This window comes from Flavobacterium sp. W22_SRS_FP1 (assembly GCF_052113685.1).
GTDB lineage: Bacteria > Bacteroidota > Bacteroidia > Flavobacteriales > Flavobacteriaceae > Flavobacterium.
The window spans coordinates 1-12,143 of record NZ_JBGQOE010000046.1; the positions used below are offsets into that span (position 1 = coordinate 1).

A 12,143-nucleotide genomic window follows, 5' to 3' on the forward strand; every position below is an offset into this window, starting at 1 on the left:
AGCAAAGATATTTACTTATTTTGTATGTTTGTAAAACTTAAAATGTTAAAGTCCGATTATTAGGGGGTTAGACCATTAGAATTACAAAAAAAAGTATTTGAAATAGATTACTTATTATTAGTTATTAAACCAAACAAATTTATGAATGAGAAATCAATTCATAATTAAACTGTAATGAGAAATATTGCAGTTGGTAAATAACATCAAATCGCATAAAGAATATTAAGATGATACTTTTTCTGGACAAAATATACTTCCTATGAGTAGATTTTCTCATTTTTATTAACTGAAAAAACAATAATACAAACCAATTTTAACACCCATTACAAATAAAAAAAAAATAAAAAACGTATGTTATTTCAAACATAATTGCTATTTTTGTACATAATAACGAACATTTATTGAAATGACAACTAAAAAACAAACCGTTTTTCCTAAGTATGACAAAGTATTGGGACAAATGGGAGAAAACATAAAGATGGCTCGTAAAAGGCGAAAATTGACTATGGTACAAGTGGCCGAAAGAGCAGACATCGCAAGATCAACGCTACACTTAATTGAGTTAGGAAACTCAAGTGTAGCAATGGGTGGCTATTTCAATGTACTTAGAGTATTAGGCCTTCAGGACGATTTCCTAAAACTGGCCGCAGACGATGAACTTGGAAGAAAACTCCAAGACCTCGAACTATTAAAATAATGTCATTGCGAGGAACGAAGCAAACTCTTCTAGCAATCTAAAAATCTAATATTCTAAAATGGCTCAAAACAAAACCGACATATACGTTTATGCACATTGGCAAGGAATGCTTGAACCAAAAATCATTGGTATCCTCTCGGCACAACAAGCAAAAGGTAAAAAAGCTTTCAGCTTTGAATATAATAATGATTGGCTAAAATCAGGGCAAAAGTTTCTATTAGACCCCGACATTCAGCTCTATAGTGGACCACAATACCCTAATCTAAAAGAAAACTTCGGAATATTTTTGGATAGCATGCCCGACACCTGGGGAAGAACATTAATGAAGCGAAGAGCGGCACAAGAAGCACAAGAAAGAGGAGTAAAAGCACCGACACTTTATGATATTGATTTCCTTTTAGGTGTATACGATGGAAGTCGCATGGGAGCCTTGCGTTTCAAAACAGATCCAGACGGTGAATTTCTAGACAACAACAAAACGGCTTCTACTCCACCTTGGTCTTCCATTCGCGAACTACAAAATGCAGCAGCTAATTTTGAAAATGAGGATAATAATGATGCTGTTAGAAAATGGTTATCTGTATTAATGGCACCAGGTTCTTCACTCGGGGGAGCTAGACCAAAAGCTAATATTCTAGACAATGATAAAAGCCTTTGGATTGCAAAATTTCCTTCTAAAACTGATACCACAGACAAAGGAGCATGGGAGTTTCTTGCCTATCAACTAGCTATAAAAGCGGGTATTGAAATGGCTCCCTGTCGTATAGAAAAAATAACAGGTAACTACCACACCTTTTTCACCAAACGATTCGACCGTGAAAACGGGGAAAGAATACACTTTGCATCTGCAATGACCATGACCGCAAACAATGAAGACAGTATTCGAAATAATCCAGCTAGTTATTTAGACATTGCTGAGTTTATTAGTAATCATGGCAATAATATTGAAGCTAACTTACATCAACTTTGGCTTAGAATAATCTTCAATATAGCAATATCCAACACCGATGACCATCTAAGAAATCATGGATTTATTTTAACCGCGGCTGGTTGGATATTATCTCCTGCCTATGACCTTAATCCATCAATAGAAAAAGACGGATTAGCACTAAACATTGATATAGATAACAATGCCCTTGATTTTGAATTGGCAAAAAGTGTGGGACTTTATTTCAGACTAAATGAAGAGCAAATGGAAAAGATTATTCAAGAAGTTTTGAAAGTAACAAAAAATTGGAAAATAGTAGCCAAAGAAATTGGAATTTCTAGAGGAGAACAAGATCTAATGACTAAAGCATTTAAATAAGAAGTAGTACCCTCTACAAATACTGCTTAAATCATTTCTTGTTAAAAGTGGAGTAAGAAGAAAAAATAGTTCATTTGTCCTGTTATTATTTTATAGAAAACCTCATAAAATAGACAAATGCGGTGATTCTAGCATTTTATTACTGCAATTTTGCGGTGATTATTTTAAATAATCATTCCAAATTTTGGATTTAGATTATTTAAATTTTAAAAGAAATTTATAAACTAATTCAAATTATGATTATCTTTGTTCTATTAGCAATATGAAAGTTTCTAATCGGTTGGTACCCTTGTTGGTACCCTGTAAAATATAGCTTTGCGAAGCATTGAAAACATTGGCTTGACGTGGAATTCGAAAGAACCTCTTTCTCCGCGAGAGAATTCTCAAAATGAACTAAAACCCTTTAAACATCACTGTTTAAGGGGTTTTTTCTTTTCACCGAATAACTAAATTATTCATTATTTCTCGAAAAATCGGTGCACAATCGGTGCACTTGGACTTCTGAGAAAAAAAAGTGCACCGAATTTTGGCTCAACCATAGTAAAACAAGCCGTTCACAGAATGAACATCTTGACTTTTATTGACATTTAATCTAATTTAATTATCAATTTAAAGGTTGCCACCATGAAAACAAAAATCACAGTACTTTATTATTTAAGAAAATCTAAAGTCAACGCACAAGCACAAATGCCAATTTACCAACGTATCACTATCAATGGCCAACGCTTTGACGTGAGCACCGGATTGTTTGTCGAAGAACAAAAATGGTCCTCTGAAGCATCTAAAATGAAAGGCAACACCGAAGAAGCTCGTATGTTTAATGGTCGGCTTGACATGATGAGAGCCATCGTTTACGAAACCGAGAAAAAACTTTTCATGAACCAGATCGAAATTACCTTTGAGAATTTCAAAAATGAGTTTCAGGGTAAAAAAGAACGCGAACGAATGTTGATCCCCATCTTCCAGGAACACAATCGCAAAGTCAAAGAATTAGTGGGGCAAGAATACGCACCTGGAACATTGGAACGTTATGAAACTTCGTTAAAGCATACCAAAAATTTCCTCTTCTGGAAATACAATCTGACGGATATCAATATCGAAAAAATTGATCATGCATTTATCATGGAATATGAATTCTACTTACGCAGCGAAAGAAAATGTGCCAATAACACCGCTGTCAAATACATCAAGAACTTCCACAAGATAATTAACCAATGTTTGGCCAATGGATGGCTAAACAAGGATCCTTTTGTCAATTATAAAGCAAAAGTCAAAGAAGTCGTTCGGGAGTTTCTTTCTGAAGCCGAAATAGAGCAAATGATCAACAAAAAATTTGTTTCCGAGCGATTGGAACTCGTTCGCGACATATTCGTTTTCAGCTGCTTTACGGGCTTGGCTTACATCGACGTGAAACAATTAACGCTGGACAATATTGCCTTGGGTATAGATGGTGATAAGTGGATATTCAAAAACCGGCAAAAAACCGATACCGCTTCCAAAATTCCATTGTTGCCAATGGCACAAGAAATCATCGACAAATATGTCGATCATCCGGTTTGCAAAAATGAGAAACGCCTCCTCCCTATTTTGACCAACCAAAAAATGAATGCTTATCTTAAAGAAATCGCAGATGTTTGTGAAATCAAAAAAGAGTTGACCTTTCACATTGCCAGACATACATTTGCCACAACGGTAACACTTAGCAATGGTGTTCCACTGGAAACTGTAAGCAAAATGTTGGGACACACCAGCCTTAAAACCACGCAGCATTATGCTAAAATCTTGGACAAGAAAATCAGCGAGGATATGATGATTTTAAAATCAAAATTCAAAAGCAGTGGACTAATCTCAGGACAAAATAAAAACCAAATAGGATAGCTATAAAATCCAGAATAGAAGTGGGGAGCATCATGCTCCCCACTTTTCTATTTATTTATCCCATTTATCCCATTTATAAAATCTATAATATCTAGTTTTATAAATTCCCAATATTTTCCTCTTAGGCAATCAGGTTCAAAATCACCGTCAGCACTTTCAAAATCACTAAACTTGCCTATTAACGTCGGTCTGTCGTGAGTATAAGGATAGCGCTTTTCGTGTAGGGTAAACATATCAGAAATTGAATAATCATCTTTTAATTCGTGAATATCCCAAAAATCCTTCTTCCTCCCAGTTCTTAATATTACATCAAGCTTCATCGCTATTATTTCTTCAATGCTAGCCAACCGCAAACCATCAATGAGTAGTGCTTCGTCAATAAATGAATCCGTATAAAACAAGTCTAATTTTATGCAATTTAATTGATTATCACCAATAAAATAGCACTTTCCCATTCCTATAACTTTATAATTATTGGTATCAACATAAGGATAGTTAGTACGTAAAAAAGTATCTATAGCCTCAAAGTTTACAGAACCGTAATCAGCATCAGTAAAAAGATCTATATCAACAGACATTCTGTGTCCTCTGTACAAACTTAATGCAGTTCCTCCCACAAGTCTGAAATCGGCAAAGACATCCGCTATCATTAAATCGGCTAAAATTTTACGCAACAAAGACGTTACAGTATTATAATGGAGCATTTTACAGGCGTTTATTTAGTAAATTATCAACAATTTTAGCTCCATAAAATCGAATGATTTCTTTTTTCTCTATATCATTACCACGCTCAAAAACTCTTTCAATAATCGCCTTTTTCTGTTTTTCCCAGTCAAGGGATGCCATTTTAGTATCCCAAAACAATACAGGTCGCAATTGTGGTAAATTAGTCCAAATTATATTTTGCTTCCTTTTTTCTTCTTCTATTTCGTAATACACTTGTAAAATCATAAAATAACCTTCTTCTATTCCGAGAGCTCTTTCAATTTTTAGAGACAACGCCGTATTCATTCCTCTTTTACCTTTGGTGATAGCAGTTAGGGTTTGAGGATATTCTTGTAAAGAAAGAGCAAAAATACCCTTACGCAAATGGCGTTTATTCAATTCGCGTTCCAATACTAAGCCGGGATGAATCCCCTTTAATTGATTTAATTCTGATTTCATAATACAAAAATAAACAAATTTGTTTACAAATCAATGTTTAGTAACAAGAAATTAATATTTAGCTTTTTTAAAACAAAATTCGCTTCCAAGGCACTAAATGAGAAAAAGTTAGGTATTCATTAAGCTCAGCTGCTGTTCATAACTTTTTAGCAAAAAACTGACAAATTATCAATACAAAAGGGTTTATTTTGATATTCTCAATTTAAACCATTTTGTATTTTATGGAGGTCAATTATATCAGCTATTTTAACGAATTTGAAAGAGAATATGAAGTAATAAAAAACGCTTCGGATGATGTTTTGACCATTTATCTAGATATTTTACACCTCATCGAAAATAAATTAAAAGAGATATACAAATGGCTAAAAAAACATGTCTTTCTATCGGTCCAAGAAGAAATTTATTTTTTCAAAGAGTTGAAGCCAAGAATGGTTTCAAAACTCCTCTTTTACAAGGAACTTTTAAAATTAGAAGCCTCTTTACCGCCAAGCAAAAAGAATAAAAAAAAGCATTACGAGCAGCTGCTAACTACAATTGATCAATATGTGAAAGCCAATAAAGAGTTTTATGAATACTATCGTTCGAGGACATCTTTCAGGGATGCAGACCTTTTTGTACGTCAATGCTACAAAGACATAATTAAATACGATTGCTGTCTTATAAATTTTGACTCTAAACTAAGTACTTCACATGATTTCAACGTGGCTACAATTATTGCAAACGACATGTTGACAAATCATTTGGAAAGCAAATTAGACGAACTCAGCGGCAAAAGGAAATTTAATAGCACACCGATAAATCACAAATTCAATTGGACAGGTACAAAAGTAGATATGACAGAACTCGTATATGCATTTCAAGCTACTGGTTGTATCAATAATGGGAATTTTGATTTAAAAGAATTGGCCATTTTTTTAGGCACAATGTTAAATGTAGAAATTGATTCCAATCTATACGGAAACTACTCGGATATAAAATCTAGAAAAGTTTCAAAAACACGATTCATAAACACGATGTCAGATAAACTGATTGAGAAAATGGATAATGAGGATTCAAAAAAGAAGAATCAATAAAATACCTCATTGGGTTCAACTTGGGTTCCAGCTGCCAAGCCTCTATTTTACGTTGGATGACCCAAAATCCAAATGGGAAAAATCAGCGCTCAAATGTTAAAATTTAAAAACAGAATCCAACAATCATAAGGGTTCTGTTTTTTTTTGATGAATAATCACACCCTACTTGGGTTGCCCTTGGGAAGTAAAAACAACCAGATGAAAGTAATTTGTATTAGTAGTTAACACTTAAATGTTGACTGCTAAAATCTAACAAATCAAACACTTTTATTATGAACTTACATCCAAAAAAACTCTTCCCGGAAATCGACAACTTTGAGTTGTTAAACCACCAAATGGTAACCAAAAGAGATCTCCTCAACTTTGGCAACGCGCTACTGCACGAAATCCAATCGGGCAAACCAACGGTGGAACAACCTCCCCAGTGGCTCAAGTCTTCCGAAGTCCGCAAACTCCTCAAAATTTCTCCAGGCACTTTACAAAATCTTCGCATCAAAGGAACCATAAACTACAACCGAATCGGCGGCACCATTTACTATAAATACGACGACATCTTAAAAATGCTCAACAAATAACAGCTCGCTCTTAACTTTTTTTCACTTCTCACTTCTCACTATTCACTATTCACTAATTATGAACTACATAAAACACCTCACCGGCTTTTTCGAAAAAGTATCAACCGACTTCGATCTCAACCCAACACACATCAGCCTCTATATGGCCATATTCCAATTATGGAATCTAAACCGTTTCCAAAATCCGATTGGTATTTCCAGAGACGAATTAATGCGTATCAGCAAAATCGCTTCCTATGCAACCTATCATAAATGTATCTGGGAATTGGATGAAAGGAATTTTGTAAAATACAAGCCTTCCTATAATCCGTTCAAAGGATCCACGCTCGAAGTAATCAACTTGGATTTCTACACCAAACCCATTCCCAAAAAGGAAATAAAAAAACTCAAAACACTGCAAAAAAACAAACAAGTCAATGAACAAGCTATTGCACAAGTTGATGAACAGGATATTGAACAAGTCTTAAACAAGCACTGTACAAGCACTGAACTTCTACCTTATATAAACTATACAAACAGTTTAAACATGGTAAACGGGCAAGCACAAAAAAATAAAGAGAATAAAGACGATTTTTTATTAGATAATGAACAAAATATTAAAAAAATTAATCCTGAACCGTCATCCCGAGCGCAGTCGAGGGGCGAAAAAAAGTTGAGCGAAAAAAAAGCTGCAGAACCCAGCGACAAAATCCCTCCCGTTTGGGAAGTGGTACTCCCCTTTTTCCAGGAGAAAAACAATTCAGAAATCGAAGCGCAAAAATTTTACAACCATTTCCAAAGCAATGGCTGGCTCGTAGGAGGAAAATCCAAAATGAAAGACTGGAAAGCGGCTGCCCGGAATTGGATGCTGAATGCCAATAAATTCCAGCCAAAATCAAACCTACCCCAGCCCAACCATTTACAAATCTCAAATAATAAAAATTATGCCGAACCATTGTAAATTTTCCTCCTTTGAAATTTAAAGTCATTAAAAAAGAAGTTCTATTGTCCCCTCCCCGTCCTAGGGATCCGGAATCGAGTGTCAAAAACACGAAGAATTCGCAAAATGAAAAGCTGTTTGAGCGCAGCGAGTTCTTTTCATTTAGAATTCAAGAGTTATTTTGACCGATGAGGATTCCAAGACTTGATTTTTTTGTTTCTTTTTTTATCAAGAAAAAAAGAAAGATTAATTCTATAATCTTCTAATTCAAAAAAAATGTCAATTCATATCCATAAAATCCAAGAAACATATATTATCGAAAACAACCAAAAAATCTATGATTTCAACAAATGCCTAGCCTTTATCGAATTTCAAGGTAAAACCCATTACGGGCAATCCTTTAAAATAAACATCCTCGATATCCCAACAATCCACAAATTAATAATCTACATGATCAAAGACCAAAACACAGCTTTAAAAGAACAAATCGACCTCTCCAAAGGCATTTTATTGTCTGGCCCAATTGGTTGCGGAAAAACCTCAATAATGCACCTCATCAGACCTTTTGCAAGTCCTTTGTCCGATTATAAAATAAAAACCTGCCGGGAACTATCTTTCGAATTTGCCAAAAATGGTTTTGATGCCATCAACAAATACACCCTTAAACAAAATTTCCAATCCCGCCTTTCCGGCTATTGCTTTGATGATTTGGGTGCCGAACAACAAATAAAGCATTTTGGCAATGATTGCAATGTAATGGCTGAGGTATTGATCAGTCGCTATGAGCAATTTGTTGAAAATAATTCCATCACCCACCTCACCTCTAACCTATCCGCTTCCGAAATCGAAATGCTTTACGGCAACCGACTACGTTCCAGAATGCGACAAATGTTTAATCTTATTAGTTTCAATAGGAACTCAAATGACAAGAGATAACTTTAATTTCTCACCACTCACTTCTCACTATTCACCACTCACCTCTCGCTTCTCTCCTTCATCGGGAGCGCAAACGAAGGACACAACTAACTACTAACTACTAACTAAAAAAATTACCAATAATAATTATCCTACAGATAGTATATCTAGTTTTTTATCGCTAGGTTTGAATACCCTCAATAAATTAACATATAAATGGCTACATTGCTTCTCGAACCCCGTAAGTCCTTAAACAAAGCATTTCTAAAAATAAAACCAAATCGGACCCATATCGAGGGTTTTAAAGCAAATTTAATACAGATATTAGATTCCATAAACGAAAAGGAAAGTGAGGAGTTTCATAAGAATCTTGTTATTGATTTTCTAAAAAAAACCTATTACGACCCTAATTACTCTGTAAATACCAAAGGACGTAATGATTTAGTAATTCATAATGGGAAAGATGCCAAAACTACAGTAGGCGTTATCATAGAAGCTAAAAGCCCGGTTAACAAAACGGAAATGATTACCGTTTCAAACCTTAACGGAAAGGCACTACAAGAGTTGGTCTTGTATTACATGAGAGAACGCATTACCCATAAAAACACTGATTTAAAACATGTAGTTGTTACTAACATATACGAATGGTTTGTCTTTGATGCACAACTATTCAATAAATTATTTGCCGAAAACAAATCGTTTACCAAGAACTTCATTGATTTTGAAGAAGGAAGAGCCTCAGGAAAAACAACTGATTATTTCTATAAGGAAATTGCCAAACCCTTTATCGAAGCGCTCGAAAACACGGTAGAATATGCCTATTTTGATATTCGAAAATATGATAAGCCTTTACGAAATGAGGACAAAGAGGACGATAAAAAATTAGTTGCCCTTTTCAAACTCCTTTCTCCGGAACACTTACTTAAATTGTCTTTTGCTAATGATAGTAATTCATTAGATAAAAACTTTTATAGCGAACTCTTACACATCATTGGTCTGACCGAAGTTAAAGAGGGCGGAAAAAAACTAATCCAACGCCACAAACAAGGCGATAGAAATTCCGCTTCCTTATTAGAAAATGCTATTGTACAACTAGACAGCCTGGATAAAATCTCGCGTTTAAAAAATGCAAAGCAATACGGAGACACCAATGACGAAAGACTGTTTACGGTGGCGCTAGAATTGACGATTACTTGGGTAAATAGGATACTGTTTTTAAAATTACTCGAAGCCCAATTGATTACCTATCACAAGGGCGATAAAACTTATTCTTTCTTAAATTCTCATTTAATTGCTGATTATGATAGTTTAAACAGTCTGTTTTTTCAGGTTTTAGCACGAAAACCTGACGAACGCACAGACAGAGTAAAAACTCTTTTTGCCAAAGTGCCCTACCTGAACAGTTCTCTTTTTGAACCTACTGATCTAGAACACGAAACTTTATTTGTTTCGCAACTCGAAGACCATATTCCTTTGAGACTATTGAACTCTACCGTAATCAAAGATGCTGTTGGTAAAAAAGAAACAGGGACCAAAGATTCTCTAAACTATTTCTTCTCCTTTCTCGACGCCTATGATTTTGCCAGTGAAGGAAGTGAAGACATACAGGAAGACAATAAAACCCTGATTAATGCCTCCGTCCTTGGGCTAATATTCGAAAAAATCAACGGCTACAAAGACGGTTCCTTCTTTACCCCTAGTTTCATTACCATGTACATGTGCAAGGAAACCATCCGAAGAGCTGTAGTTCAAAAGTTCAACGAGACTAAAAGCTGGGATTGTACTGCCTTTGAAGAATTGTACGATAAAATCGAAGATCGAAAAGAAGCCAATACCATTATTAACCAACTAAAAATTTGCGATCCAGCTGTTGGTTCAGGACATTTCTTGGTTTCGGCCCTGAATGAGATCATTGCTATTAAAAATGATTTACGGGTTTTACAGGATCACAATGGCAACCGACTCAAGGAATACCATTTTGAAGTCGTAAATGACGAATTAATAGTGACCGACGAAGATGGCATTCCTTTTACCTACAACCCAAAGAACAAAGAAAGCCAGCGCATTCAGGAAACCCTTTTTCACGAAAAGCAAACCATAATTGAGAATTGCTTGTTTGGCGTAGACATCAATCCCAACTCGGTAAAGATTTGTCGCCTGCGCTTGTGGATTGAATTATTAAAAAATGCCTATTATCTACCCAATGGCAATGAACTTGAAACTTTGCCTAACATTGATATCAATATCAAATGTGGGAACTCCTTAATTTCTCGTTTTGCATTAGATGCTGATTTAAAAAAAGCCTTGAAGCAAAGCAAATGGAATATTGAAAGCTACAAATTAGCGGTTGACACCTACCGTAATACAGAAAGTAAAGAGCAAAAGCGAGAAATGGAACGTTTGATTACCGATATCAAAGGTAATTTTAGGAGCGAAATAGGAATTAACGACCCCAAGAAATTAAAACTAGAAAAACTAAAAGGCGAACTTTTTAATTACACCCAACAAGTAGGACTTTTTGAAAAAAGTAAAAAAGAACAAACCGCATGGAACAAAAAAGTAAACATTCTAGCTGCGGACATAAAAACGCTAGACACTGAAATCGAAGAAATAAAATCCAACAAAATTTATGAGAATGCTTTTGAATGGCGCTTTGAGTTTCCAGATGTCTTGAATGATAATGGCGATTTTGTGGGCTTTGATGTGGTGATCGGGAATCCTCCGTATATATCAAATTGGGATTTATCTGAAAGTAATAGGGATCTAGTATTATTTCTTGAAGATAAATATAAACCATATCTAAATGGTCATTGGGATTTATTCGGTTGTTTCGTTATTCTTGGTTACAATTTATTAAAAGATTTTGGTCTAAATTCATATATCTTACCCACATCATTTTACAAAGAAAAGCATTCAACTGAAATAAGAAAATTCTTTTTAGACAATATAAAAATTATTCAAATTATAGACTTTGAACAATTAATTGTTTTTGAAGACGTTGCACGACAAACTGGAATCTATATAACAAGCAAAGAGCTTCCTTTTGAAAACAAAATATTGATTAAAAACACTTTGGATGAAAATGGAAGTTTTGTAAATCAAAAATTTTACCATGAATTAAAGAATTATGCATTTAAATCGAATGTAAATGAACTTGATGTGAAAATATATGAAAAGATTATTTCTGAATCAACTTTGCTTGGAGAATTAGTTTGTATAAATACTGGAGTTGTAGCCCATTCAAAAAAAGAAAGTAATTTGAAATTCACTAAAGATGATGTAATACATAAAGAATTTAAATCAGGGTTTAAAAAATATGTAATAGGATCAAATCTTTCTTCTTATACTATTAATTTTCAAGATGACTATATCGACTACGAATCAAAACAAGAACATTTTCATAGGTCGAAATATCCATTATTATTTGAAAGCGAAAAAATAATTGTTAGAAGAATAAGTGGCAAAAACAATAGTATAATTGCCTGTTATGATAATTCGAAATATTATTCAAATGACAATTTAATGCATTTAGTTTTATGGTGTATTGACCCCTTAAATAATCGGACACAATTATAAATCAAAAACTATAATTTTGTACGATGGAAAAACGAAAATT

Annotated in this window: 10 protein-coding genes; 8 read left to right on the forward strand and 2 right to left on the reverse strand. The window is 34.3% G+C overall.

Annotated elements, in window-relative coordinates:
* Window positions 1–406: 406 nt before the first annotated feature.
* The 3 genes from ACEN2H_RS15155 (at window position 407) to ACEN2H_RS15165 (ending at window position 3,881) form a co-directional block, all read left to right on the forward strand.
* The gene (locus tag ACEN2H_RS15155) at window positions 407–697 is read left to right on the forward strand and encodes a helix-turn-helix domain-containing protein (protein ID WP_441733809.1); all 291 of its coding nucleotides are present in this window, start codon (window positions 407–409) and stop codon (window positions 695–697) included.
* A 58-nt stretch (window positions 698–755) separates the two neighbouring features.
* The gene (locus ACEN2H_RS15160) at window positions 756–2,003 is read left to right on the forward strand and encodes a type II toxin-antitoxin system HipA family toxin (RefSeq protein ID WP_441733811.1); all 1,248 of its coding nucleotides are present in this window, start codon (window positions 756–758) and stop codon (window positions 2,001–2,003) included.
* Between the two features lie 624 nt (window positions 2,004–2,627).
* Complete coding sequence (locus tag ACEN2H_RS15165; protein ID WP_441733813.1) at window positions 2,628–3,881, forward strand: site-specific integrase; 1,254 nt, start codon at window positions 2,628–2,630, stop codon at window positions 3,879–3,881.
* A 47-nt stretch (window positions 3,882–3,928) separates the two neighbouring features.
* On the opposite strand, the gene ACEN2H_RS15170 is transcribed toward ACEN2H_RS15165, so the two are convergent.
* Together ACEN2H_RS15170 and ACEN2H_RS15175 are read right to left on the reverse strand one after the other, a co-directional pair.
* Complete coding sequence (locus tag ACEN2H_RS15170; protein WP_441733814.1) at window positions 3,929–4,585, reverse strand: nucleotidyl transferase AbiEii/AbiGii toxin family protein; 657 nt, start codon at window positions 4,583–4,585, stop codon at window positions 3,929–3,931.
* A 1-nt stretch (window position 4,586) separates the two neighbouring features.
* Window positions 4,587–5,045, reverse strand: a complete 459-nt coding sequence (locus ACEN2H_RS15175) for a helix-turn-helix transcriptional regulator (protein ID WP_441733816.1) — start codon at window positions 5,043–5,045, stop codon at window positions 4,587–4,589.
* Between the two features lie 221 nt (window positions 5,046–5,266).
* Between ACEN2H_RS15175 and ACEN2H_RS15180 the strand changes: the two genes are divergently transcribed.
* The 5 genes from ACEN2H_RS15180 (at window position 5,267) to ACEN2H_RS15200 (ending at window position 12,103) form a co-directional block, all read left to right on the forward strand.
* The gene (locus ACEN2H_RS15180; protein ID WP_441733818.1) at window positions 5,267–6,118 is read left to right on the forward strand and encodes an RteC domain-containing protein; all 852 of its coding nucleotides are present in this window, start codon (window positions 5,267–5,269) and stop codon (window positions 6,116–6,118) included.
* Window positions 6,119–6,390: 272 nt separating this feature from the next.
* Window positions 6,391–6,693, forward strand: coding sequence for a helix-turn-helix domain-containing protein (locus ACEN2H_RS15185; protein WP_441733820.1), 303 nt, complete (start codon window positions 6,391–6,393; stop codon window positions 6,691–6,693).
* Between the two features lie 58 nt (window positions 6,694–6,751).
* Window positions 6,752–7,633: a transcriptional regulator gene (locus tag ACEN2H_RS15190; protein ID WP_441733822.1), complete on the forward strand. Its 882-nt coding sequence runs from the start codon at window positions 6,752–6,754 to the stop codon at window positions 7,631–7,633.
* A 255-nt stretch (window positions 7,634–7,888) separates the two neighbouring features.
* Window positions 7,889–8,548 (forward strand): ATPase, encoded by a 660-nt coding sequence (locus ACEN2H_RS15195; protein ID WP_441733823.1) that lies wholly within the window; start codon window positions 7,889–7,891, stop codon window positions 8,546–8,548.
* Window positions 8,549–8,743: 195 nt separating this feature from the next.
* Window positions 8,744–12,103, forward strand: coding sequence for a DUF7149 domain-containing protein (locus tag ACEN2H_RS15200; RefSeq protein ID WP_441733825.1), 3,360 nt, complete (start codon window positions 8,744–8,746; stop codon window positions 12,101–12,103).
* The last annotated feature ends 40 nt before the right edge of the window (window positions 12,104–12,143 follow it).

What these genes read in the sequence shown, in the direction of transcription:
- ACEN2H_RS15155 (WP_441733809.1), top strand. Translation starts at nt 407, where the DNA reads ATGACAACTAAAAAACAAACCGTTTTTCCTAAGTATGACAAAGTATTG.
- ACEN2H_RS15160 (WP_441733811.1), top strand. Translation starts at nt 756, where the DNA reads ATGGCTCAAAACAAAACCGACATATACGTTTATGCACATTGGCAAGGA.
- ACEN2H_RS15165 (WP_441733813.1), top strand. Translation starts at nt 2,628, where the DNA reads ATGAAAACAAAAATCACAGTACTTTATTATTTAAGAAAATCTAAAGTC.
- ACEN2H_RS15170 (WP_441733814.1), bottom strand. Translation starts at nt 4,585, where the DNA reads ATGCTCCATTATAATACTGTAACGTCTTTGTTGCGTAAAATTTTAGCC.
- ACEN2H_RS15175 (WP_441733816.1), bottom strand. Translation starts at nt 5,045, where the DNA reads ATGAAATCAGAATTAAATCAATTAAAGGGGATTCATCCCGGCTTAGTA.
- ACEN2H_RS15180 (WP_441733818.1), top strand. Translation starts at nt 5,267, where the DNA reads ATGGAGGTCAATTATATCAGCTATTTTAACGAATTTGAAAGAGAATAT.
- ACEN2H_RS15185 (WP_441733820.1), top strand. Translation starts at nt 6,391, where the DNA reads ATGAACTTACATCCAAAAAAACTCTTCCCGGAAATCGACAACTTTGAG.
- ACEN2H_RS15190 (WP_441733822.1), top strand. Translation starts at nt 6,752, where the DNA reads ATGAACTACATAAAACACCTCACCGGCTTTTTCGAAAAAGTATCAACC.
- ACEN2H_RS15195 (WP_441733823.1), top strand. Translation starts at nt 7,889, where the DNA reads ATGTCAATTCATATCCATAAAATCCAAGAAACATATATTATCGAAAAC.
- ACEN2H_RS15200 (WP_441733825.1), top strand. Translation starts at nt 8,744, where the DNA reads ATGGCTACATTGCTTCTCGAACCCCGTAAGTCCTTAAACAAAGCATTT.